This is a genomic window from Haloactinospora alba, from assembly GCF_006717075.1.
Taxonomy (GTDB): Bacteria; Actinomycetota; Actinomycetes; order Streptosporangiales; family Streptosporangiaceae; genus Haloactinospora; species Haloactinospora alba.
This window is the reverse complement of the sequence record NZ_VFQC01000002.1, coordinates 25,303-48,617: the sequence shown is the minus strand read 5'-3', so window position 1 is coordinate 48,617 and position 23,315 is coordinate 25,303. Positions and strand designations below refer to the sequence as shown.

23 protein-coding genes are annotated in these 23,315 nt (G+C 70.9%); 14 read left to right on the top strand and 9 right to left on the bottom strand.

Going from position 1 to position 23,315, the window contains the following annotated elements; genetic code table 11:
* Positions 1 to 99 precede the first annotated feature (99 nt).
* Positions 100 to 1,029 carry a hypothetical protein gene (locus FHX37_RS17815; protein WP_141925377.1) on the top strand — a complete coding sequence of 310 codons (930 nt, stop codon included), beginning with the start codon at positions 100 to 102 and terminating at the stop codon, positions 1,027 to 1,029.
* 231 nt (positions 1,030 to 1,260) lie between these two features.
* On the opposite strand, the gene FHX37_RS17810 is transcribed toward FHX37_RS17815, so the two are convergent.
* Positions 1,261 to 1,521 carry a GlsB/YeaQ/YmgE family stress response membrane protein gene (locus FHX37_RS17810; RefSeq protein ID WP_141925376.1) on the bottom strand — a complete coding sequence of 87 codons (261 nt, stop codon included), beginning with the start codon at positions 1,519 to 1,521 and terminating at the stop codon, positions 1,261 to 1,263.
* 452 nt (positions 1,522 to 1,973) lie between these two features.
* Here FHX37_RS17810 and FHX37_RS17805 point away from each other — a divergent pair, with 452 nt between their 5' ends.
* A complete protein-coding gene (locus tag FHX37_RS17805) occupies positions 1,974 to 3,104 on the top strand; it encodes a S1 family peptidase (protein ID WP_141925375.1) in 1,131 nt (376 codons plus the stop codon).
* Positions 3,105 to 3,228: 124 nt separating this feature from the next.
* Here FHX37_RS17805 and FHX37_RS17800 read toward each other — a convergent pair whose 3' ends face one another.
* The gene (locus tag FHX37_RS17800; protein ID WP_141925374.1) at positions 3,229 to 3,903 is read right to left on the bottom strand and encodes a hypothetical protein; all 675 of its coding nucleotides are present in this window, start codon (positions 3,901 to 3,903) and stop codon (positions 3,229 to 3,231) included.
* Between the two features lie 209 nt (positions 3,904 to 4,112).
* On the opposite strand from FHX37_RS17800, the gene arsB reads away from it, so the two are divergent.
* Genes arsB through FHX37_RS17785 form a run of 3 tightly spaced genes read left to right on the top strand, consistent with a single transcriptional unit; the run spans position 4,113 to position 5,983 of the window.
* Entirely contained in the window at positions 4,113 to 5,183 is a 1,071-nt protein-coding gene (arsB, locus tag FHX37_RS17795) for an ACR3 family arsenite efflux transporter (RefSeq protein WP_281288324.1), read from the top strand.
* Positions 5,184 to 5,194: 11 nt separating this feature from the next.
* On the top strand, positions 5,195 to 5,608 hold the full coding sequence (locus FHX37_RS17790; RefSeq protein ID WP_141925373.1) for an arsenate reductase ArsC: 414 nt from the start codon (positions 5,195 to 5,197) through the stop codon (positions 5,606 to 5,608).
* A 54-nt stretch (positions 5,609 to 5,662) separates the two neighbouring features.
* Positions 5,663 to 5,983 (top strand): ArsR/SmtB family transcription factor, encoded by a 321-nt coding sequence (locus FHX37_RS17785; protein WP_141925372.1) that lies wholly within the window; start codon positions 5,663 to 5,665, stop codon positions 5,981 to 5,983.
* A gap of 34 nt (positions 5,984 to 6,017) precedes the next feature.
* Here the strand turns inward: FHX37_RS17785 and FHX37_RS17780 are convergent, their stop codons facing one another.
* Complete coding sequence (locus FHX37_RS17780; protein WP_141925371.1) at positions 6,018 to 6,578, bottom strand: TetR/AcrR family transcriptional regulator; 561 nt, start codon at positions 6,576 to 6,578, stop codon at positions 6,018 to 6,020.
* Positions 6,578 to 6,898 (bottom strand): DMT family transporter, encoded by a 321-nt coding sequence (locus FHX37_RS17775; RefSeq protein ID WP_141925370.1) that lies wholly within the window; start codon positions 6,896 to 6,898, stop codon positions 6,578 to 6,580. The genes FHX37_RS17780 and FHX37_RS17775 overlap by 1 nt, the downstream gene beginning before the upstream one ends.
* Before the next feature lie 281 nt (positions 6,899 to 7,179).
* On the opposite strand from FHX37_RS17775, the gene FHX37_RS17770 reads away from it, so the two are divergent.
* From FHX37_RS17770 to wrbA, 5 genes are all read left to right on the top strand, one after another.
* Positions 7,180 to 7,716, top strand: coding sequence for an NUDIX domain-containing protein (locus FHX37_RS17770; protein WP_141925824.1), 537 nt, complete (start codon positions 7,180 to 7,182; stop codon positions 7,714 to 7,716).
* 358 nt (positions 7,717 to 8,074) lie between these two features.
* Positions 8,075 to 8,890, top strand: a complete 816-nt coding sequence (locus FHX37_RS17765; RefSeq protein ID WP_141925369.1) for an SAM-dependent methyltransferase — start codon at positions 8,075 to 8,077, stop codon at positions 8,888 to 8,890.
* Between the two features lie 161 nt (positions 8,891 to 9,051).
* Positions 9,052 to 9,432 (top strand): VOC family protein, encoded by a 381-nt coding sequence (locus tag FHX37_RS17760; RefSeq protein ID WP_141925368.1) that lies wholly within the window; start codon positions 9,052 to 9,054, stop codon positions 9,430 to 9,432.
* Between the two features lie 369 nt (positions 9,433 to 9,801).
* Positions 9,802 to 10,485 carry a DsbA family oxidoreductase gene (locus tag FHX37_RS17755; protein ID WP_141925367.1) on the top strand — a complete coding sequence of 228 codons (684 nt, stop codon included), beginning with the start codon at positions 9,802 to 9,804 and terminating at the stop codon, positions 10,483 to 10,485.
* Positions 10,486 to 10,587: 102 nt separating this feature from the next.
* On the top strand, positions 10,588 to 11,193 hold the full coding sequence (gene wrbA, locus FHX37_RS17750) for an NAD(P)H:quinone oxidoreductase (RefSeq protein WP_141925366.1): 606 nt from the start codon (positions 10,588 to 10,590) through the stop codon (positions 11,191 to 11,193).
* A 105-nt stretch (positions 11,194 to 11,298) separates the two neighbouring features.
* Here wrbA and FHX37_RS17745 read toward each other — a convergent pair whose 3' ends face one another.
* From FHX37_RS17745 to FHX37_RS17725, 5 genes are all read right to left on the bottom strand, one after another.
* Positions 11,299 to 12,336, bottom strand: coding sequence for a methyltransferase (locus FHX37_RS17745; protein WP_211351946.1), 1,038 nt, complete (start codon positions 12,334 to 12,336; stop codon positions 11,299 to 11,301).
* A 106-nt stretch (positions 12,337 to 12,442) separates the two neighbouring features.
* Positions 12,443 to 15,253 (bottom strand): helix-turn-helix transcriptional regulator, encoded by a 2,811-nt coding sequence (locus tag FHX37_RS17740; protein WP_141925365.1) that lies wholly within the window; start codon positions 15,251 to 15,253, stop codon positions 12,443 to 12,445.
* A 658-nt stretch (positions 15,254 to 15,911) separates the two neighbouring features.
* Entirely contained in the window at positions 15,912 to 17,303 is a 1,392-nt protein-coding gene (locus FHX37_RS17735) for an FAD-binding oxidoreductase (RefSeq protein WP_211351945.1), read from the bottom strand.
* 28 nt (positions 17,304 to 17,331) lie between these two features.
* Positions 17,332 to 17,856, bottom strand: coding sequence for a flavin reductase family protein (locus FHX37_RS17730; RefSeq protein WP_141925364.1), 525 nt, complete (start codon positions 17,854 to 17,856; stop codon positions 17,332 to 17,334).
* The gene (locus tag FHX37_RS17725) at positions 17,856 to 19,085 is read right to left on the bottom strand and encodes a styrene monooxygenase/indole monooxygenase family protein (RefSeq protein ID WP_141925363.1); all 1,230 of its coding nucleotides are present in this window, start codon (positions 19,083 to 19,085) and stop codon (positions 17,856 to 17,858) included. The genes FHX37_RS17730 and FHX37_RS17725 overlap by 1 nt, the downstream gene beginning before the upstream one ends.
* Positions 19,086 to 19,409: 324 nt before the next feature.
* Here FHX37_RS17725 and FHX37_RS17720 point away from each other — a divergent pair, with 324 nt between their 5' ends.
* From FHX37_RS17720 to FHX37_RS17705, 4 genes are all read left to right on the top strand, one after another.
* Entirely contained in the window at positions 19,410 to 20,057 is a 648-nt protein-coding gene (locus FHX37_RS17720; RefSeq protein ID WP_246062422.1) for a TetR/AcrR family transcriptional regulator, read from the top strand.
* A 297-nt stretch (positions 20,058 to 20,354) separates the two neighbouring features.
* Positions 20,355 to 21,467: an NAD(P)/FAD-dependent oxidoreductase gene (locus tag FHX37_RS17715; RefSeq protein WP_141925361.1), complete on the top strand. Its 1,113-nt coding sequence runs from the start codon at positions 20,355 to 20,357 to the stop codon at positions 21,465 to 21,467.
* On the top strand, positions 21,464 to 22,369 hold the full coding sequence (locus FHX37_RS17710; protein WP_141925360.1) for an NmrA family NAD(P)-binding protein: 906 nt from the start codon (positions 21,464 to 21,466) through the stop codon (positions 22,367 to 22,369). The genes FHX37_RS17715 and FHX37_RS17710 overlap by 4 nt, the downstream gene beginning before the upstream one ends.
* 44 nt (positions 22,370 to 22,413) lie before the next feature.
* Positions 22,414 to 23,289: an NAD-dependent epimerase/dehydratase family protein gene (locus FHX37_RS17705; RefSeq protein WP_141925359.1), complete on the top strand. Its 876-nt coding sequence runs from the start codon at positions 22,414 to 22,416 to the stop codon at positions 23,287 to 23,289.
* Positions 23,290 to 23,315: the final 26 nt, after the last annotated feature.

The following is a 23,315-nucleotide window of genomic DNA, read 5'->3' as shown; positions in this document are numbered from 1 at the left end:
TGCACCGATGCCCCCGGCCAGGGCACTCACGGTCAGGGCGGAGAGATTCGCCTGTTCCCTGACAGCAGCAATCGAGACACAGATCCGGAAGGAATTCCCATGTTCCAGTTCGCTCGCACTTCCGCCAAGACCGCCATCGTCGCGGCCGGCGCCGCCGGGTTCGTCGCCTTCGGCGCCGGGATCGCCGGAGCGGACGCCGTCGGCCCCGCCGGGCCGCAGGACGTCGCTCCGACCGTGACCGGTCTGCCGGAAGCGACGGCGGGTGCCGCGCACATGCTGCAGGAGAACCTCGAGTCCCCGGAGCCCGCGCAGACGCTGCCTGCCCCGGCCGCGAGCAACCTCACCACCCCCAGCGGGGATGTCTCGCCTCTGACCAACGAGGTGGACGACGCGCTCACCACGGTCGGCGAGGCGGCCGACGTGGAGAACCCGGTCCAGCACACCGCCGCCCCGGCGCCCAACGGCACCGTGCACAAGGCGGTCAACACGCTCCCGGTCCAGCACGTCGCCCCGGGGGCGAACGGGACCGTGCACAGCACCGTGAACAAGGTGCTGCACGGTGACGGAGCCCGGACGCTGCCGCAGAACGCCGAACTCCCCGAGACCGGAGTGGCGGACAAGGCCAGCGCGGTGCTGCCGCGCACCACCGAGGCGGCCGGCGAGCTCGCCAACGAGCTGCCCGACGCCTCCCCGGTGGTGAAGAACCTGCCCCAGTCCCCCGTGACCACGGAGGACGTCGGGAACGCGCTGCCCGCCACCGGCACGGACAACCTGCCGGAGCCCACCGGCGAGACCCGGGACCAGGCCTCCGAGGTGACCGAGAAGGCCGAGGACGTCACCGACCGGGTGGACGAGGTCAAGGACGAGGTTCCCACCGACAAGCTCCCGCAGGACGCCCCCGCCCCGGCGGACGTCCCGGACTCCGCTGACGAGGTGGAGGACTCCGCCTCCGAGGTGAAGGACGAGGTCGAGGACACGGTCAATGACAACGACCTCGCCGACGTCGAGGACGACGCCTCGGTTCTGTAAGACCCTTGTGGAACCGTGCGTTCCGTTCCACCGCCTGCGACGGAACGCACGTCGGCCCCCGGGTGGCGCGGCACGGGCCGGTTTCGGACAGCGGGGCGTCCTGGGATCTGTGGGGGTTCCCGGGGCGAAGAGTCCGGAGCCGGATTGCCCCGCCCGGGGGCGTGGTGGCCCGGACATGGTGGTGTCCGGGCCACCTTTCCGTGCCGGTGCCGCCCCCGTGCGCGGTGGTCGTCACCGGGAACGGTGCCCGGCGCTCCACGCGCCGTCGATGAGGTACACCCCCAGCGCCGCGATGATGAGCTGGATGATGATCGTCAGGATCATGCCGACCGCGATGGCACCGGCGATCCAGGTACCGAGGAGTGCCGCGACGATCCCGATCACGATCGTCAACCAGATGGGCAGGTGCTGCTTGCCCGGCACGATGAGCCGGGCCACCGCCCCCAGGACCAGGCCGATGACGATGGCGCTGATGATGCCGGTGATCTCCACGGTTGTCCCCCTAATCTCGCGGATCGTGTGGGGGGATTATGCCCTGTCGGGGCCCGTGTGACGCGCGGAACGTGCGGTGACAGCAGAGCCGAACTGTATTCCATCCGATGTGGCCGAATCCGGCCACGCTCGTGATGTTTAAATACATTATGAATACTTTTTTTGACTTTTCGCTTTTGTAACTCCGCACTGCAGACCGGAAGGAACCGACCGGAGCACTAGGAAATAGGTACCCCGGTGGTTCTCACGCTGCGGAGTCGGCGGGGGAGGCCCCCACGTACAGGGGCTGTCGCTCAGCGTCGCGCTCGTTTATGGTTCCTGGCGTTTACCGCTTAGGTAAATAACGGCGGGGCCGGTCCCACAAGGCCCGGTTCCGCTGACGGATCAAGGGGTGAGGCGCCCGTCTCACCAGCACAGTGCCTTGTTCCACCCCCGATCAAGGAGAAAGACACGTGCGAAAATCCCCCAAATCCCCCGTTATTCATATCCTCGGTAGCGTCGGACTCGCGGCCGGCCTGGTAACCACCGGTGCCGCCGCCGCTTCCGCCGACACCGCCGCCGACGTCAGTGACCCCGCCCAGCTCGAGGCGATGGAACGCGACCTCGACATTTCCGAGGGCGAGGCCGACGAGCTGCTACAGCAGCAGAACCAGGCCCAGAAGAAGGAGCAGAAACTCCGCGAGGCTCTGGGCTCGGACTTCGGCGGTGCGGTCTTCGACACCGAGTCCGGGGAGCTCACCGTCTCCGTCACCGACAAGGACGCGGCGAAGACCGTCCGGGACGCCGGTGCCGAGGCCGAGGTCGTCACCTACGGCGAGGACGCCCTCAACAGCGTGGTCGACACCCTGAACGAGCACGCGTCCGACCACGACAAGAGCATCACCGGCTGGTACCCGGACGCCGACGAGGACACCGTCGTGATGACGGTGAAACCGGGCGCGACCGGAGAGGCGGAGGAGTTCGTCTCCGAGGCCGGTGTGGACGCGGACGCCGTCTCCGTCCAGGAGAGCAAGGAATCCCCCCGCAAGCTCGAGGACATCGTGGGCGGCGACCCCTACTACATGGGGAGCGGCGGACGTTGCTCGATCGGCTTCGCCGTGACCGAAGGGTTCGTCACCGCCGGCCACTGCGGCTCGGTCGGTGAGAGCGCCAGCGGCAGCTCGAACGGCAGCGGCACCTTCCAGGGCTCGGACTTCCCGGGCAGCGACATGGCCTACGTCGGCAACACCACCAACTGGAACCCCACCTCGCGGGTGAGCGGCAGCTCGCAACCGGTCGCCGGCTCCACCGAGGCCAGCGTCGGCGCCTCCATCTGCCGGTCCGGCTCCACCACCGGCTGGCACTGCGGCACCGTCGAGGCCAAGAACCAGACCGTGTCCTACCCCTCGGGCACCGTCCACGGCCTGACCCGCACCACGGTGTGCGCCGAGCCCGGTGACTCCGGCGGCTCCTTCATCAGCGGCGACCAGGCCCAGGGTGTGACCTCGGGCGGTTCGGGCGACTGCACCTGGGGAGGTACCACGTACTTCCAGCCGGTGAACCCGATCCTCGACCGCTGGAACCTGACCCTGGTGACGAACTAACCCAGGTGTGAGGCGTTGCCCGCCCGCGGGCAACGGGCCCTGATCCGGGCGCCCCCGGCCATCCCCCAGCCGGGGGCGCCCGTCGTGTGTGGGGGGCTCCCCCGGGGAGCCCCCCACACAGTGGCTAGCCGTCCCCGGGTTCGGCGTCGTCGCGTTGGCCGCCGGTGTCCGCACCGGCGGTTTCCTTCTTGCCGCTCTCCTTGCCCGCGGTTTTCCGCCCGCTCGAGCCGCGGTTCCCCTTACCGGAACCGCCGCGTTGTTCGCCGCCGCCGGTCGGGGAGGTCTCCGCGCGCTCGGTCCCGGTGGCGGAACCGGAGGAGGCCGCGGCCGTGCTGTCCGGTGCGCCGCCGGCGTGGATGCTCAGCGCCTCGTCCTCGACGTCGAGCATCCGCTGGACGTCCTGCGGCACGGCCGGGAGCCGTTCGCCGCGGAAGTGGGCGCCCAGCACCTCCAGCGCGTGGTCGCACAGCGTGCGCCGCGCGCGTTGCGGCTCCGTCCCGCTGAGCTCCCGGAGCTCGGGCAGGTCCAGCTCGCGCAGCAGCCGGACCAGGGTCTGCACGCGTTCCCGGGTGCGGCGGTCGGCGATCGCGACCGAGGTCACCTCCGCCTCGGTCAGGGACGTCCCGTTCTCGGGGGTGTCCCGTTCGGTGATGAACAGGCTGGTGAGCTGGCGCGTCGAGCCCCGGGCGGCGGCGCGCGCCTCCGTCTTGCGGGTGTGTCTGGCCTGCAGCCACGTGACGGTGACGCTGCTGACGAGGCTGACACCGGCTCCTGTCAGTACGAGGAGGAATTCGTTCACATGGGCCTCCGGGGTGCGGGGATGCGGGGGAGCGCGGGGGAGCCCCGCGCATGACCCGCGAGGATTCGCGAGAGATGGGCGGATTGTCAAGCGCGGGTGATCCGGCTCACCGCCCCTGTCCGGCCCTTTCCCGGATTGACATATCAATCGTCGCTGATATCAAAGTGCGTGGATGTGTTCCCGCGAGTGGTCCGTGAAGGAGACGCCGAGTGGTGCGACAGGCTGAGGCGCAGCCGGCTGCGCGCGAACGGCCCGGGCGGCTGTCGGCCGTGGACCGGTTCCTCCCCGTGTGGATCGGTCTGGCCATGGCCGCCGGGCTGGTCCTGGGGCGTGTCTTTCCCGGACTGCACGACCTGCTCGCGGTGGTCGAGGTCGACGGGGTGTCCCTGCCCATCGCCCTGGGGCTGCTGCTGATGATGTACCCGGTGCTGGCCAAGGTGCGCTACGACCGGCTGGACACCGTGACCCGCGACTACCGGATGCTGATCCCCTCCCTCGCGCTGAACTGGATCGTCGGTCCGGCGCTGATGTTCCTGCTGGCCTGGGCGCTGCTGCCCGACCTGCCGGAGTACCGCACCGGCCTGATCATCGTGGGGCTGGCGCGCTGTATCGCGATGGTGGTGATCTGGAACGACCTGGCCTGCGGCGACCGGGAGGCGGCCGCGGTGCTCGTCGCGTTGAACTCCGTCTTCCAGGTGCTGCTGTTCAGCGTCCTGGGCTGGTTCTACCTCGAGGTCCTGCCCGGGTGGTTGGGGCTTCCCCAGTCCGGTATCGACGTCTCCGCCCTCGACATCGCCAAGAACGTCCTGATCTTTCTGGGGATACCGCTCGCCGCGGGCTACGTGACCCGTGTCCTCGGCGAACGCACCAGCGGCCGGGAGGCCTACGAGGGGCGCTTCCTCCCCAGGATCGGCCCCGTCACCCTCTACGGTCTGCTGTTCACCATCGTGCTGCTGTTCGCCCTGCAGGGCGAGTCGGTCACCGAGCAGCCGCTGGACGTGGCGCGCATCGCCCTCCCGCTGCTGGTCTACTTCGCCCTGATGTGGGGGCTGTCCCTGCTGCTGGGGCGGGCCATCCGCCTGCCGTACGCCCGCGCGGCCACCCTGTCCTTCACCGCCGCGGGCAACAACTTCGAACTCGCGATCGCGGTGGCGATCGGCGTGTTCGGCGCCACCTCCGGCCAGGCACTGGCCGGCGTCGTCGGCCCGCTCATCGAGGTGCCGGTGCTGGTGGGGCTGGTGTACGTGTCCCTGTGGGCACGCCGGTTCTTCGCAACGTGAAGGGGACCATCATGTCCGACAGACCCAGTGTGCTGTTCGTCTGCGTGCACAACGCCGGACGTTCCCAGATGGCCGCGGGGTTCCTCGCCCACCTCGCCGGGGACGCCGTCGAGATCCGCTCCGCGGGTTCCGATCCGGGCGCGGCGGTCAACCCGGTCGCCGTCGCGGCGATGCGCGAGGTCGGCGTCGACATCTCCGGCAACGCGCCGAGCCCGCTGTCGGCGGAGGCGGTCGAGGCCAGCGACGTCGTCATCACCATGGGGTGCGGCGACGCCTGCCCGGTGTTTCCCGGGAAGCGCTACCTCGACTGGGCGGTACCCGACCCCGCCGGGCTTTCCCTCGCCGACGTGCGTCCGATCCGGGCCGAGATCGAGGAGCGCGTGCGCGGACTGTTGGACGAGCTGGGAGCTGCCGCGCGGGCGTAACCCCCACGCACCGCGAGGTTTGACGGCTGTACGGGAAGGTGGTGGCATCCGGTTATGGGGTCGGTGCTGGACGCGTCGCTCGACGGCGCCGTGGTGAAGCTGCTGGGTGATCCGCTGCGCGTTCGCATCGTGCGGCTGCTGGCCACCGAGCGGATGTGCACCTGCCACCTGATCGAGGAGACGGGCGCGCGCCAACCCACCGTCAGCCACCACCTGCGTGTGCTGCGCGAGGCGGGGTTCGTCGCTGCGGAACCGCACGGGCGCTTCACCTACTACCGGCTGCGCGCCTCAGCGCTGCGGGAGCTCGCGAGTGTCCTCACCGGCCTGGCCGAGGCGGCCGAGACGGCGGAGGTGACTCGCCGCCCCTGCGAGTAGCGTACTCACGTGACCGTGCCGCCGGCTGTTTTGTTCACCCGGGGAGGAGGATCGCCTCCACCACGGTGGCGATGTCCGCACGGCTCAGCGACTCCGGCGCGGTGAGGCCGTGCAGGACCAGCCCGTCCAGCGCGGCGCTGAGCGCGGCCGCCCGGGCCGGTGTGGTGAACCCGGACAGCACCTCGATGGTGGCGGTGGTGTACCTGTTCGCCACCTCCCGTAGCGCGGGGCGCCGCAGCGCCGCCACGTACAGCTCGCACTCCACGATGTTCTGCTCCCGGTCCGGGCCGAGGAAGTCGGCGATGAGGTCGGTGAGCGCGTCGGCCAGCTCCGCCGGCCCGGGGGTGGTGTCGAACCGGGCGGCCCACTCCCGTAACAGCGTCGTGTAGCGCTGGGCCGCCCGCTCCAGCGCGGCGTGGAGTAGTTCCTCCAGGGTGGCGAAGTAGTAAGTGGTCGAGCCGAGCGGGACCCCCGCCCGCTTCGCGACCGCGCGGTGGGTCAGCCCGGCGACGCCGCGTTCGGCGACCACCGTCTGCGTGGCGGCGATGATGCGGTCCCGCCGGTGCGGGTCGTTGGGTCCCCGGCGTGTTCCCATCAGTGCGCCCCGGCGAGGTTCAGCAGCATGACTCCGGCGATGATCAGTGCGAGTCCGACGAGTTTCGTCCAGTCCATGGTCTCACCGAAGGCGAACACACCGATGACCGCCACGAGCGCGGTTCCCAGGCCCGACCACATGGCGTAGGCGGTACTGACCTCCAGGGTGCGCAGGGTCAGGGTGAGTAGCCCCAGGGCGACGACGTAGCCGACCACCATGCCGATGCTGGGCCACAGACGGGTGAACCCCTCGGACATCTTCATGCTGGTCGTCGCCAGCACTTCGGTGATGATCGCGCCGATCAACAGCAGCCAGCTCATCGAACCTCCACTTTTATGTACATCAGTACACAAATTCTACCCGTAACGGGCGGCGACGGGGGCGGTGGGTTCGCTCACACCCCGACGGGCGGGGAGAGCGGTGGAAGACGGGAGGCGACCGCGCGCGGCGTGCTGGTGGGACCGGGCTTCCCGGTGGTTCCGGTGCCTTCGGCCCGGCCCGCCGGCCCTCGGCCTCACCGACCGCGTCGGTGCCGAAGCCGATGGCCGGGCGTGGTCTCCTGGAAGGCGGCACCGACACCGTCGCTGGGAGCAGCCGCCGTATGCGCTGGACCGTCTACTCCGAGAAGCCGCTGTACACCGACCCGTGGCTGGACCTGCGCGTCGCCGACGTGGAGATCACCGGCGGCCGGCGCCTGCAGCACCGGCTGATCCGGTCGGCCCCCGGCGCGGGTGCGGTCGTCATGGACGACCAATGCCGGGTGCTGTTGGAGTGGCGGCACCGCTTCATCACCGACACCTGGGCCTACGAGATCCCGATCGGCGGGGTGCACGAGGGCGAGGAGCCGGTGGAGGCGGCGGCCCGGGAGGTCGAGGAGGAGACGGGGTGGCGTCCGGGGCCGCTGCGCCCCCTGCTCTACGTCCAGCCGTCCCCCGGGATCAGCGACTCCGAACACCACGTCTTCCGCGCCGACTCCGCCGAGTACGTCGGCGCTCCCACGGAGGACTGGGAAGCCGAGCGGATTGTGTGGCTGCCGCTCGCGTGCGTCCCCGACCTGGTGGCGCGGCGGGAACTCGTGTCGGGGACCTCGGTGAACGCGTTGCTCTACCTGTACTCCCAGGCGGCACCGCGCGGGTAGCGCGGTCGGGAGGGAACCGTCCGGCGTGTTCGCGCCCGCCGGCCGCACCGGGCCGAATCCGGGGAGGCCCCGCTCCGCGGGGCGCACTGTTGCGCCCCGTTCCGTACGTCCGCGTGGCCGTAGCACGTGTCCCGCCCGCCGCCGCTAGGTCCTGTTTTTTGGGCGCTGTTCGTCGCGAGCGGCGTCTCCGGTGCCGTCCGGCACGGCCGGCCAGGGAGGCGGAGCGGACCCTCCGTCGACCGGCGGGAACGCCGCCGGGCGGTGTCCTGGGGCGGCGCGCAACAGGACAAGCGTCCGAAAAACAGGACCTAGGCTCAGCGCCATCGTGGAGGCCGTTCGAACCGGGAAGGACGCTGTGATGGAGGATCCCACCCCCGACACCGGAGCCGCCGGCCGAGTTGATCCGGAGGTGGCGCACAACGCCCGCGTGTGGAACCACTGGCTCGGCGGGAAGGAGAATTATCCCGCCGACCGGGAGCTGGGAGACAGCATCCGGCACCTCTACCCCGAGATCGTGGACAACGCCCGGGCGGACCGGGCGTTCCTGGGCCGCGCGGTGCGCTACCTCGTGGCGGAGGCCGGTGTGCGCCGGTTCCTGGACATCGGTACCGGGCTGCCCACCGCGGACAATACGCACGAGGTCGCCCAGGCGCTCGCCCCCGAGTCCCGGGTGGTCTACGTGGACAACGACCCGCTGGTCCTCACCCACGCGCGGGCGTTGCTCACCAGCAGTGGGGAGGGCGCCACCGACTACGTCGACGCGGACCTGCGCGACCCGCGGCGGGTGCTGCGACAGGCCGCGCGCACCCTGGACCTTTCGCGACCGGTGGCGCTGATGCTGCTGGGGGTGGTCAACTTCCTGGACGACGACCACGAGGCGCGCCGGGTGCTCGACCACCTGTCCGGAGAGCTCGTCTCCGGGAGCTACCTGGTGATCTCGCACCCCACGGACGTGGTCGCTCCGGAGCGCGCTCACGAGGTGGCGCGCGTGTGGAACGAGCGGGGAACCCCCGCCATCACGGTGCGCACCCCCGAGGAGATCACCGCCTTGTTCGCCGGCTGGGAGCTGGTGGAGCCGGGGCTCGTGTCCTGCCCGCTGTGGCGTCCCGAACCGGCCTCGGCGGACGCCGTCTGGCCAGTGGACGAGTACGCCGGCGTGGCGGTCAAACCCTGACCTCTGCGGCGTTCCCCGACCGGCGCGGAGGCCGCTCGTGCGGGAATCGCGCGAAGACGTGATGTCACGGCGGCCATGGTGGAGGAAGCTGGTTCCCGCCGGTGGCGTGGAGACCAGCGGTTCGCGCGTTGTTGTCACAACACCACGAAGGAGACGCTCGCATGTCGGAGAACGTGAACGTGGTCGGTCCGGACTTCCTCACCCTGCAGGTGCGGGACCTCGAACGGTCCCGCCGGTTCTACACGGACATCGTCGGTTTCCACACGGTCCCGACGAAGGTGCCCAACGCCGCTGTCCTGGGGAGCGAGCCGATCAAGGTGGCTCTGCGCCAGGCTACGGACGATCTCGACGCCGTGTCGAAGGTCGCGTGGGGCGTGGTGATCTGGATCAAGGCGGAGGACCCGGACAAGGTCGCCGCGAAGCTCGCGGAGCACGACGTGCCCATCGTCAAGCCGTTGTGTGACGGCTCCTGCGGGCGCGAGTTCATCTTCGAGGACCCCGACGGGTACCGGATCACGATCTACGAGGGGCAGCCCTCTTAGGTCCTGTTTTTTGGGCGCTGTTCGTCGCGAGCGGCGTCTCCGGTGCCGCCCGGCACGGCCGGCCAGGGAGGCGGAGCGGACCCTCCGTCGACCGGCGGGAACGCCGCCGGGCGGTGTGCCGGGGCGACGCGCAGCAGGGCAAGCGTCCGAAAAGCAGGACCTCAGCCGTAGCTCGGCTACCGCGGCGTTCGGGTGGCGGGTAGGGGAGCGGAACCAGCTCCCTTCCCGCCACCCGACGTTTGTGTGACGGGGGACGTGTCCGAGGGGCGGAGCTCTGGGCATTGCATCCGGAATCTCTTCCGTTTATGCTCTGGAGGTGAGCGGGGGCGCGTGCCCTCGGTGGAGTTGAACGTGAGGTTGGAGGCTTCCATGGCACCCGTCGACGTGGCTCCGGGAACCATCGTCATGTACGGCGACCTCGGCTGTCCGTGGGCGCACGTCGCGCTCCACCGGCTGTACGCGGCGCGTCACCGCTTGGGCATGCAGGAGACGGTGCGGTTCGACATCCGTCCCTTCCCCCTGGAACTGATCAACGACATGGCCACACCCAAGCTGATCCTGGACGCGGAGACCCCGGTCGCCGGCGGAACGGAGCCGGAAGCGGGATGGCAGATGTGGCAGGGGCCGGCGCACGACTATCCGGTCACCACCGTTCCGGCGATGGAAGCGGTCGAGGTCGCCAAGGCTCAGGGGCTCGAAGCGAGCTCGGGCTTCGACCGCGCCCTCCGCCGCGCGTTCTTCGGGGAGAGCCGGAACATAGCGATGCGGCACGAGGTCCTCGCTGTCGCCGGCTCCTGCGAGCTGGACGTGGACGCGGTCCGGTACGGGCTCGTCCACGGGACGGCCCGGCCCTACATCGAGGAACAGGTCCCGCTGTGCCGGGGCGAGGCCGTGCAGGGAAGCCCCACCCTCTTCTTCCCGGACGGTGGCCCCCCGGTGCACAACCCCGGGATCGAACTGCACTGGGAGGGCGGCGTCGGTGTCGGGTTCCCGGTGATCGACCGGGACACCCCGGAGATCTACGACTCCCTCCTTCCCCGCGCGCTCGGTTAGCCGCCGGCGCGCACCCGCCGGAGGTCGGAGACCCTCCGGACAACCCGTCCACCCCTGCGAAACGACGGCTCGGATTCGAGCCGGTTACGGCGAGGAGTTCCCATGTCAGTGAAAGTCGCGGTCATCTACTACAGCTCGACCGGGCACGTCCACCAGCTCGCGCGCGAGGTCGAGGACGGTGCGCGGCAGGCCGGGGCCGAGGTGCGGCTGCGCCGCGCGCAGGAGTTGGCCCCCCAGAGCGTGATCGAGAACGAGCCGGACTGGTACGAACACCAGCAGGCCACCACGCACATCCCCGAGGCCGAGCTGGACGACCTGCTGTGGGCCGACGCCTACGTGTTCGGCTCGCCCACCCGCTACGGCAACATCTCGTCCCAGCTGAAGCAGTTCCTGGACACAACCGGCGGCCTCTGGTTCGAGGGCAAGCTCGCGGACAAGATCGTCAGCGGTTTCACCAGCTCCGACGAGGCCCACGGCGGGCAGGAGACCACGATCACGAGCATGTACCACGTGTTCATGCACTGGGGGTCCATCATCGTCCCCCTCGGCTACACGAACGAGGCGGTCTCGGCGGCCGGCGGCAACCCCTACGGGGCGAGCAGCACCCACCGGGAGAAGAACCCCAGCAAGGAGGAGCTGGCCGTGGCCAACTACCAGGGGACCCGGGTGGCAGAGGTCGCCGCGCGGTTCCTCCGGGGCGCGCAGTGACACGTTCCCGCACCCCGCGTCCCGGGCGCGGTTAGGGACGGAGCAGCACAGCAGCCGGGGGCCGGGCGTTGCCCGGCCCCCGGCGTGTGTCCTCCCCGGCCGGGGTCACGGTTTGCGGGCGATGACCACCCCGTTCGCGCCGACGGCGTCGAAGTACTCCACGCGGGGATCGCGGAAGCCGGCGTCGGTGAGCCAGTCGAAGTACTCGGCGCTGGTGTAGTTGCGCCCCTCGGTCTCGACCAGCTTGTTCAGGCTCATCAGAGCCGCGGGGGCCGGACCCGTCTTCTCGTCGTTGACGAGGAGTTCGCACAGCAGGACCGCACCGCCGCTCTCCAGCGACGCGAAGGACTTGCGCAGCAGCTCACGGTTGCGTTCCTCGGTCCAGTCGTGCATCACCATGGAGAACAGGTGCAGGTCGTGCCCGCCGGGGAACTCCCCGTCCGCGAAGAAGTCGCCCGGGGCCGCCGCGACCCGGTCCGCGACATCCGTCTCGGCCACGTACCTCTTCGCCATGTCGGTGACGAAGTCCAGGTCGTAGACGCTCGCCCGCAGCTGGGGGTACTGACGGCACAGTTCGATGTCGAAGGCCCCGGAACCACCGCCGACATCCAGCAGTTTCCGGAACCGGCCGAGGTCGACGGACTCGCCCAGGGTGCGGGCCGTCAGGCTCGACATGGCGTGCATGGCCTCCCAGAACATGTCGAGCAGTTGCGGGTCGGCGCTCTCGAACAGGGAACGTTCCTTGTCCGGGTCCCAGGTGGTGGGGCGGTTCGTCCGTACGGCCCGGGTGAGCTGGTCCCACCCCGCGTACAGGCGCTGGTCGAACATCGAGACGAGACCGCCGAAGTGGCGTTCCCCGCCGGGGACGAGGTAGTGCTCGCTCATGGCGCTGTTGCGGTAGCGGCCGTCGACCTTCTCCAGAAGCCCCAGGGAGGCGCAGCCGGTGAGCAGCATCTCCACGGGCCGGGGGTGGAGCCGCCACTGTCGGGACAGTTCCTCGCTGGTGACGCCGTCGGTTCCCGAGAGGTGGGAGAACAGTCCGAGTTCGTGGGCGGCCGCCAGCGTCTTGAACGACCAGAAGCTCGTGGCGAGCTGCATGAGCGGCATCGGCGACGGGGCGGCGGACGAGTCGTTCGCGGTCATGGGCACTCCTGTCGTGTCGTTTCGTTTCGTGGGGCAGGCGGTGGGTTGTTCGGGCGCGTCCGTGGTCCCGGGGCGTCGCGGCACCCCGGGAGCGGCGGGACGGGAGTCACCGCGGGCCGGACGCGGAGGGGGTGTCGTTGGCGAGGACGTGGCGGGTGAGCTCCACCCGGCTGATCACGCCCAGCTTGCTGAAACTCTTCCGCAGGTGGCTGTCCACGGTGTGCGGTGACACGAACAGCTCCTTGGCGACCTCCCGGTTGGTGAACCCCTGGGCGACCAGCCGGGCGACCCGGAGCTCCGCGGCCGTGAGGTCCGCCCAGCCGATACCGGTCCCGGACGAGCCCTCCGGCGGCTGTCGGTCGGCACCCAGCTCGCGGAGCCTCTGCCGGGCGCGTTGTGCCTCCCGGGGCGCGCCGCAGGCGGTGTAGCCCTCCAGGGCCCTCTCCGTCAGCGTGACCGCCTCCTCGCGCTGGCCGGCCTCGTCCTCGGCCGCGGCCACGTGCTCCATGGCCAGCGCGCCGGCCAGCCTCCGCGGGCTCGACCCGTACTCCCGCACCGCGGCCCGCAGCGTCGCCAGGTCGCCGCGCAGGACTCCCTCCGCGTGGCGGGAGGTGGCGTTGAGCAACGCCGTTCGGGGGTTCTTCTCCGCGAGGGCGCGGGACGCCGCCACCAGCTCCCGGGACTCGTCCGTCGCGCCGGCGCGCACGGCGAGGTCCACGATGTAGGGAACGGCTTGCGGTTCCTGGATGATGAGGCGCGTCCGCTGGTTACCGTGCAGGAAGCCCGAGAGCGCGGCAAGGGCCCCGTGCGGGTCGCTCTCGGTGTCGGCGAGGAGCGCGCTCGTCCAGGCCAGGACGCTGGGGGACTGTTCGTTGCGTTCGATGACGAGCCGTTGCGCCTCCTCGATGTGCGTGCGGCAGGCGTGGAAATCCCCACGGTGCAGGGCGACCCGGGCGAGGACGCCCCGGAGCTTGATGTTCTGGGCGGGCGCGGTGAGCTGCTCCGCTTTCCGCAGGCCGACGGTGGCCTCGGCGTCGGCGCCGTCGAGCTGGCCGAGCGCGAGACGCAACGCCGCCCGCTGGTAGTGCCAGAGGGGCTGGGACCAGGCGGTCCCCAGCTGGTTGGCTTCCTTCTGGTCGACGAGCAGGGTCTGTTCCGCCTCGTCGAGTTCGTCCGCCGCGATCAGTGCCGAGGCCAGCCAGATCCGGGGGTGGCGCTGGCGCGCTTCCCCGCCGTCCTCGTCGGCGATGCGTACGGCCCGCCTCCCGAAGTCCGTGGCGGTGTCCAGGTCTCCCGTCTCCCGGGCGGCGATGCAGCGTCCCGCGTAGCCGCACGTCATGGCTGAGGACTCGGTGGTGCCGCGGGCGCTCTCGATCGCTCGGGAGGCGGACAGGTCGGCGTCCCGCACCGGCCGTGTCCCTCCCCACCGGTCGAGCAGGCCGAACGCGCGGATCGCCTCCAGCTGGGAGCGCGTGGTGACCGGAACGTCGGCGATGGCCAGCGCCCGGTCGGTGTACTCGACCACCCCCGTGTGGTTGCCCCGGATGTAGGCGGCCTCGGCGAGGCCGAGGAGGAGGCTTCCCTCCTCACCGGGTGTGCACGTGCTGCGCAGCGCGCTTTCCGCCAGGAACTGGGCTTGGCCGACCCGCCCCACCAGCGCCAGTAGCCGCACGGCCTCCGCGGCCAGGCTGGGGCGCCGCGCGTCGCGCGGGGCGAGGGACTCCAGGGCGTGCAGGATCAGGTTGGCGGCGGTGTTCGGCGCGGTCGGTCCGGCCTGGGCGGCCGCGTGCCACAGCACGACGAGGGCCTGTTCGGTGTCGTCGAAACCGCCGTGCAGGAGGTGTACCGTGCTCTCCTCCACCGGCCGCCCCGCCTGTTGGGTGAGCGCGAACGCCTCCCGGTGCAGGGTCTCGCGTACGGGCCTGGCCAGGGCGTTGTACATGGCGGTGCGCACCAGGTCGTGCCGGAACGAGAATTCCCCCTCGTGTTCGACGAGGGCCCCGGCGGCGACCGCCTCCTCCAGCACGGGGAGTACGCTCACCGGGGACTGGCCCAGGAGACCGGCGATCTCGTGTGAGCTGAAGGGGCGGGCGAGGACCGATCCGGCCTGGAGCAGCCAGCGGGTGGCGTCCGAGATGTTGTACAGCAGGTGGTCCTCCCCGCGCAGGAACTCGGGAGGGAGCTCCTCGCGGCTCAGTGTCGCCGTGGTTCCGGTGAACCGGATGAGGTCGCTGTCGCGCAGGTAGCGCATGGTGCGTTCGGCGAGGTAGGGGTTCCCGCCGCTGCGGCGCGCCAGTTCGAGCAGTTTCCGGTCCGGTTCCGCTCCCAGGAGTAGGGTGCACAGTCGGGTCACGTCCGGGTCGGACATCGGCGTTACGGGGATCGCGCGTGCGCCGTTGCCCAGCAGCCAGTCGATGGACTCCTGGGCGTAGCCCTGGGCGCGGCCCGGCCGCCGCGTGAACACCCACAGCACGGGGAGGTCGGCCAGTTCCGGTACCAACAGGCGTATCGCCAGGGAGGTCAGCTCGTCGGCCCACTGGGCGTCGTCGAGTGTGACCAGCAGCGGCCGGTTGCGGGAGAAGGTCGCCAGGCGTTTCTTGATGTTCTCCACGATCTGCAGGCCGTCCGTTCCGGTGGACCGCCCGCGTGAGGCCTTCCGGCCGAGGGGGAAACTTCCCAGGGTCGCCATCGGGATGACGCGGTCGAGTTCGGTGGCGCGTCCCGAGACGGCGGGTACGCACCACCGGTGCGCGTAGGACTCGGTCTCTTGGAGGAGGCGGGTTTTCCCTATTCCGGGTGGGCCCTCGAGGACGAGGCAGCCCCCCTTTCCGTCCCGCAGGGATGCCACGGCCCCGAACAGGTCGTCCGCGACACCGTTCCTGCCGATCAACGGTATAGGGGGAGCATTTCCGCTCATATATGTTCCTCTGGTGAAATATTTATTTCAATTAATTTCAGGCGAGGACGGGGTATTGTCGTGTGACGTGGTTTCTTCCGCTCGTGTGTGGCCGGAAGCTGGAGTTTCGCGCCTTTGCGGAGATTTTTCGCGCGGGAGGAACATCCGGAATCGCGCGCTATTCGTTACAGATACTAGGCAAGACACCTGTTCGTAACGAGCTCTGCGAGAATGATGTGGATCACATTTTCGTTTTTGCTGGATAGGGACGTGCCGGGTTCTGTCCCCTCGGGAATGGGAATGTGAACGGCTACTGACGAGCAATTTCGTTCCTGAAGTGCGACGACACCGGGAGCGTTCGGAATTCGCGGGGTGCGGTCGAGGGAACGGTGGTGGACCGTGGTCGGGCCGTGTGGTGGTCGGGGAAGGGGCGGGGCGGTCCGGCTTCGCCGCCGGACGGGGCCGGAGGCCATGGGGGGAGCGGCGCCCCGCCCCGAGTGGCGTCGTTCCGTCGGGCCTGGGTCCTGTTTTCGGACGCTTGTCCTGCTGCGCGCCGCCCCGGCGCACCGACCGGCGGCGTTCCCGCCGGTCGGCGGAGGGTCCGCTCCGCCTCCCTGGCCGGCCGTGCCGGGCGGCACCGGAGACGCCGCTCGCGACGAACAGCGTCCGAAAACAGGACCTAGCGGGCGGGCGGGATGTTGTGCGTTTTCCGGAACGTGTTGTCCGGATCGTGGGTGCGTTTGACCTCCGCCAGCCGTTGGTAGACCGAGGGGTCGTAGGCCGAGCGCACCAGTTCGGTGTCGGTCTCGCTGCTGGACAGGAAGCTCAGGAAGGGGCCGCCCGAACCGTAGGGAGCCAGGTCGGTGATCATCCCGTCCTGGTAGTTCCGCACGGTCTCCCCGTCCGGCTCGGGCACGGCCACGGCGAAGACGGTGAACGCCCTGTCCCGGTTGGAGACCGCGTTGCCCCCGGCCGGCGCGTGGGACAGCGCGCCGCCGAGGTGGCGCAGCTCCACCGCGACCAGGGGGCAGTCGGTGCCGGGTCCGGCCCAGGACAGCACCCGTTCGATCGCCGGCGGGGTCAGGTCGTCCAGCACCGTGGAACGTTCGATGTAGGGGCCCGGAGTGGTCGGGTCGTTGTTGATCGTGGCGACCGAGGTGAACGGCATGTCGGCCACCGTGTCCATGAGGAGGGGGGCGGCCCGGCGTATCGGCTCCAGCAGCTTCCTCCCCTCCTCCTCGGTGCCGAGGTAGGCGATGCGGGCGTGTACCGCGAACCTCCCCCGGATCTCGTCGGGAACCCCCTCGGCGTCGGGGAACCGGACGAGAGCGAGGGCGGAGGCCATCTCGACGGGCAGGGTCGCCGTCCACTCCCGGTAGGTGCGCAGCAGCGTCTCCGCCTCCTCCCCCGGGAAGAACAGGCCGCCGCCGTAGAGGCGGGACACGGGGAACAGGTTGATGGTCATCGACGTCACCACCCCGAAGTTGCCCTTGCCGCCCCGCAGGGCCCAGAACAGGTCGGGGTTCTGCGCGGCGGAGGCGGTGCGGGCGGCGCCGTCCGCGGTGACGAGCTCCAGCGAGTGGACGTGGTCGGCGGCGTACCCGTAGGAGCGTCCCAGCGGGCCGATTCCGCCGCCCAGGGTGTAGCCGACCGCGCCGACGGTCGCCGACGATCCGCTCGGCGGAGCCAGTCCGAACTCGGCGGCGGCGGTGATGACCTGCTCCCACCGCGCGCCCGCCTCGACCCGCGCGGTGCGGGCGTGCGGGTCGATCCGAACCTCGTTCAGGCGGCTGGTGTTGACCAGGACGGCCCCGTCCGCGGGTGCGGCGGGGCCGTGTCCGGTCGCCCGCACGGCCACGGGAAGCCCGTTGTGCCGCGCGAAACGCACGGCCTCCCGCACGTCCCCGGGGTTGTCGGCGACGACCGCGACCTTGGGCCGGTGCTCCACCGTGGTGTTGTGGCCCGAGCACGCCGCCGCGTAACCGTCGTCCTCGGGCAGGAGTACGTTTCCGCGGACATGGGTGAGTAGCCGTTCCATCGTGTTGCCGAGTTCCGCAGGTGACGTAGCCACAGGGTCGTGTTCCCTTCGTGTCCGTGTCTCAGTGGGTGAATATCTCGTCGCTGGCGGTCGCGTGCAGGACCCGGTAGCCCCCCGTGTAGAAGACGAGGGGGTCGCCCTCCCCGGAGTCGAGGTACTCGACCCGGCCGAGGTACAGGACGTGGTCACCGGCCTCCACCCGTTCCGCGATGCGGCATCCGACGTGCGCGAGAGCCCCGCCGAGCAGGGGGATGCCGTCGGCCTCGGTGAACTCCGGCCGCACGTCGACGGTGGGCTGTCCCGCGAAGAGGCGGGAGTAGGCCTCCTGGTGTTCCGCGAGGACGCTGACCCCGTAGTGGCCCGACTCGTCCAGCGTGGCGGCCATGCGGGTGCGGCGCCCCAGCGAGACCAGGACGAGCGGCGGATCCAGCGACACGGACAGGAAACCGTTCGCCGTCATCGCGTGCACCCCCTCCGCGCCGTGGGTGGCCACGACGGTGACGCCGCTGGCGAAGCGCCCCATCGTCCGCCGGAAGAGCCGCGTGTCGATGTCGGGGCTCGCCGTGTGCCCGGTGGCGGGTGCCATCACTGCCTCCACTCCTGGCCGGCGAGGTAGGCCCGGGTCCGCTGGGGGGTGGACAGGATGTCCCAGATCCGTTCCGGCCGGTTGAAGTGGTCGACGAACTCCTCCGCCAGCTCGGGGTCCCCGTCCATGGCCGAGAACAGCTCGATCAGGTGCGGTGCGGCCTCGCGCCGGAGCATGAAGTTGCTGAACGCCGCGGCGGAGAGGGTGCGGTCGGCGCGGCGGCGCGCGACCTTCTGGCAGAACCGCTCGTCGAGCGTGAGTTCCTCGAGGATCGTCTCGCCCGTCACCCAGGCCGAGTAGGACGCCGAGTTGGCGCCCTGGCCGACCAGCGGGTCGAGGACCGTGTGCATGTCGCCCAGGGCCAGGGCGAAGCGGCCGTTGGGCAGGCGGGTGTAGTCCTCGCGCACGACGGGGGTGAGTCCCCCCTGCAGGAGGTCCTCCGGCCGGGTGAGGTGGAACCGCGCCGCGTCGGCCCGTTCCCGGACCTGGGGGAAGTGGGACTCCAGTTTCTCCAGGACGGTCTTCTCGAACCCGGTCGGGTCCGAGGCCTGATCCATCCCGGACACCTGTTCCAGGTCGCCCCCGGGTATCCCCTCGAACAGCAGGGCGGTCACGGGGCCCTCGAAGGAGTGCAACGGAAGTTCGAGCAGCTCCCCGTGGCCGGGGGAGACGCTCAACGACATGCCCTTCGGGTCCGGGTAGGAGACCCCGTGGTACAGCCCCACGCACAGGCGGCGCTGCGGCGTCTCGTAGGGGCTCCTGTCGGCCCGCCTGGGGAACATGCCGGCGATCTCGCCCTTGCCCGCCGCTACGACGATGAGGTCGTGCTGTTCGGAGAGCGAGACGATGGTCTCCGGTTTCACCGCCCGGATGTCGAACGTGCCGCCGCGTTCCTGGAAGTCCGCGATCAGCCGGGGGAGGTAGATCCGGTAGTCGAGGGCACGGGCGGGACCGCGGAGGTCGCCGCGGAACTCCAGCGGGGTCGGTCCGTTCACGTGGTGGTGGTTGGCGAAGTACCCGTACTCCTGCGGGTCCCAGTGCTCGACTCCCAGAGCCCGTTCCCGTTCGAGGGTCGAACGGTGGTGGGCGACGCTGTTCGGCAGCCGGGAGGCGCCGATGTCCTCGGGAGTCCGGTCGCTGTAGATCGTGACGGGGATGTCGTGCTGTCGGAGGAAGAGGCCGAGGTGGAGTCCGGCGATTCCGCTTCCGATGATCCCGATGTCGGGCATGTGGGGTGCTCCTTTTCGTGGTGGGCCGGGGACGCCCTGTGACCTCTGGTGACGGTCGAGGGCCGGGCGGATCCGCTGTTCGGGCCTGGCCCGCTGTGGGGTGGGCACCCCGCGGCGCGTTGGACGGTTACAAACGGAAGCTCTTCCGTTTACAGTAGCGTCACGGAGGAACCGAGGCAAGGCCGAGGCGGACGAACTTCCGATTAATCTCTGATGAGGGGAGGAATGCCAGCACAGCGTGCGACCACCCGAGCCGCACCGGGGTGCTTCCGTCAGAACGGGGGTGGCCGTAGCGATCACCGACGCGCGAAAGGAGATCCCGCGGTGGGAAAGACCGGAGGGGACGGACCCGAGATCCGAAACGAACTGCCCGTGCTCGGCCACGGAGGAACGGAACGGGCGGACGCCGCGCGCAACCGGCGCAAGATCCTGGACGCGGCCTCGCGCATCCTGGACACCGCCGGTCCGGACGGTCTGCTGATGGAGGAGGTCGCCGCCGCCGCCGGCGTCGGCGTGGGTACGCTCTACCGGCGCTTCGGTGACCGGGCCGGACTGACGTACGCACTCCTGGACGCGGAGGAGCGGACGCTGCAGGAGTCGATCCTGCACGGCCCGCCCCCGCTCGGACCGGGGGCCGAACCGATGCCCCGGTTGCGCAGTTTCCTGCGGGAGCTGCTTTGGCGGGTCGTGCGCCAACGCGCCCTGCTGGTGAGCGCGGAGAGCAACAGCGCCCGGGCGCGTTTCACCGCGGGCGCCTACGGCGTGCACCACGCCCACGTGGCCGGCCTGCTCCGGGAGGCCCGCCCGGACCTGGACAGCCACTACATGGCCGACGCCCTGCTCGCCCCGCTCACGGCGACGCTCATCACGCACCAGCTCGACGCCTGCTCGATGAGCGTCGAACGGATCGAGGCCGGACTGGACACGCTCGTGGACTCCCTCGAGGCCACCGCTCCCGCACCCCGTACCTAGGGCCCACCCGGCGGCCGGAACCCCCGGACCCCGGAATCGCGGGATGCGCCGTTCCCCCGCTCCCCGTCGTCCCCCCGCAGCGGGCCGCCGGTCCGCTACGGCACAACATCGCGCGAACACGGGACGTGCGCCGCGGACCGCGCGGCGCACACTTGGACCCGTCAACGGCCGGCTGTGGTGACACGGCACGCCCCGGACCCGGTCCGGGATCCGCTGCCGCAACCGCGCGGGCGTGGGATGGAGCCATGAGGTGTCCCCGGCTCATGGAGGGCCGGGGACCGGAATGGGGGACGACATATGACGGGATTCCGACACCGCCTCGACATCGCCGTGATCGGAGCCGGAGTGCTCGGCCTGGCCGCGGCCGACGCGTTGGCGCGTCGCGGCGCGGACGTGGTGTGCTTCGACGGGCGCCAGCCGGGCCAGGGGCAGTCCGGCGGACTGACCCGCACGTTCCGGCACCGGCACGACGACCCGGACGTGGTCCGGCTCGCGGCGGAGTCACTGGAGCACTGGCGCACGTGGGAGAAACGCTCCGGCCGCGTCCTCATCGGCCCGGAGGGCACGGTGTACGCGGGCATGGACGACAGCGACGCCGAGGGGATGCGGCTGCAGGGGGTCCGGCACGAATGGACGGACGGGGAGAGGGCCGGGGACGTCTTCGGGCCGCTCGCCCCCGTGTCGGGGCCGCTGCTGGTGGATCCGGGCTCCGGCGCGATCCGGGCCCGCAACACCATCGACGCGCTGAGCGAGTGGGTGGGCGACCGGATCACCCCCCAGGACGTGCACGGGGTCTCGGTACCCGAGGACGGCGACGGTGTGGAGCTGCAGACCGCGGACGGCATCTACCGTGCCCGGCACGTCCTGATCTGCGCCGGGACGCACACCCCGAGGCTGGCGGCGGGGGCCGGTATCGGGATACCGCTGGACTGCGCGTTGCACGCCCGCCCCCACTACCCGGTGCGGGACCAGTTCCAACGGACTCCCCTGCCCTGCTGGGTGGACCGCTCCGGAGCCTTCGGGGAGACCGTCTACGGTTCCCCGATCGGCACGACGGGGCGTTACGTGGTGGGCCTCATCGGCAACGGCGTCGACGTCGACATCAACAACGGGCTTCCCACCGGAACCGAGATGGAGGCCCACGTGCGCCGCCTCTCCGCCTATGTCGAGCGCGCCCTTCCGGGACTCGTCCCCGAACCCGTCGGCATCCGGGTGTGCGTGATGAGCAAACTCCCCGGCGGGAGCGACGCGCTGGGAGCCTGGCACACTCCCGGTGTCACGGCGGTCACCGGCCACAACCTGTTCAAGCTGGCCCCGGTCCTGGGAGAGCTGCTCGCCGACTCCGCCCAGGAGGACCGGCTCCCCGACGAACTCGCGCGTGTCACCGAACGGGCGCTGGAGCCGGCATGAGCGACACGACACTGGCACCCGGAACCGGCCCGTGGGGGCCGGGAGAGATCACGGTGACCGGCGCCACGGGAACGGTCGGCGCCGCCGTCGCCGCGGAGCTGGCCTCGCTGGGGCACCGGCCCCGCCTCGTGACCCGCCCCTCCTCCGAGGCCGCCGTACCGGCCGGAGCCCAGCGGGTCCCCGCGGACCTCGGCGACACCGGGGCGGTGCGACACGCGCTGCGCGGGTCGCGGGCGCTCCTCCTGCTGACCCCGCTGGCGCCCGGCCAGGGCCACTGGCAGGCCGAACTGGTCGGCGCGGCGAAGGCGGCGGGCGTCGAACGGGTCGTGAAGATCTCCGCGCTCGGTGCCGACCCCTCCTCCACCGTGTCCGTGCACCGTGAGCACGGACGCGCGGAGCGGGCGCTGCGCGCCTCCGGCCTGTCCCACGCGAGCCTGCGCCCCAACGCCTTCATGCAGAACGCCCTGCAGTGGCGGGCCTCGATCGCGCGTCGGGGGACGATCGAACTGCCCATGGGCGGGGCGAGGGTCAGCATGATCGACGCCCGCGACATCGCCGCGGTGGCCGTTCACGCGCTGCTCGAACCGGAGCGTGTGGACGGGGAGGTGGAACTCACCGGTCCGGAGGCGTTGAGCTACGCGGAGATCGCCGCGCACCTGTCGGACGGGACGGGCGGGGAGGTCCGCTACGTCGACGTCGACCCCCAGGTGAGCGCGGCCAACATGCGCGCCGCCGGGGTGCCGGAGTGGGCGATCGAGGCCCGGCTGGGCCTGTACGGCACCATCCGCGCCGGCGAGGCGGAGCGGGTCAGCTCCGAGGTGCGCCGGATCACCGGTCGCGAACCGTGCCGGTTCCCGGAGTTCGTGGCGCGCGCGGGGGCGGCGCTGCGTTCCGGGACGTGACCGGGTTCCGGACGGACGGAACACGACGAGCGAGGAAGGCGGGTATGCGGGTATTCGCGGTGGGAGCGACCGGAGTACTGGGAGGCGCGCTGGTGCCGATGCTGGTGGAGCGCGGGCACCGGGTCACGGTGCTGGCCCCCGACCGGCTGGAGGCACTGCCGCCGGAGGTGGCACGGGTACGCGGTGGCCTGCTGGACGACCACATCCGGCTGGAGGAGCTGATCGCGGGCGACGACGCCGTGGTCAACCTCGCGACGAGCATGCCCCGGAACCCCGCGGCTCCCGGGGCGTGGCGGGAGACCTCCCGCATCCGCGGCGAGGGCACGTCCCGCCTCGTCACGGCGGCGCGGGCGGCGGGAGTCCGTCGCCTGGTGCAGATGAGCATCACGATGGCCTATCCCGACGGGGGCGACACGTGGCTGACCGAGGACACCCCCCTCGACCCGGACCCCGCCCGGCGGGCCGTGGTGGGGCCCGTCGCCGAGCTGGAGTCCACCCTGGGCGCTGTCTCCCCCTCCGAGCTGGCGTGGACCGTGCTGCGCGGCTCCCGGTTCGCCGGTTCGGGGACCGTGCAGGATACCCAGCGGGAGCTGCTGGCGCGGGGGGAGATGCGCATTCCCGGGGACGGGGGATCCTACGTCTCGATGGTCCATGTCGCCGACTACGCCAGGGCCGTGCTCGCGGCGCTGGAAGGGGATGCGGCGGGCCGCGTCCTCAACGTCTCCGACACGCCCGTGACCACGGGTGAGTACCTCACCGAACTGGCCCGGCGCACAGGGTGCCCGCCGCCGGAACACGACCGGGACGCGGCACCGGACCTGCCGTCGCAGCGTGTCGACAGCGGCGCGGTGCTGCGGGAGTTGGGATGGCGCCCGCGCCACGGGATATGGCCCCCGGCCGACGGTCGGGACGGATGGTAGGAACACGGGCGCCGGACGGCGGACAC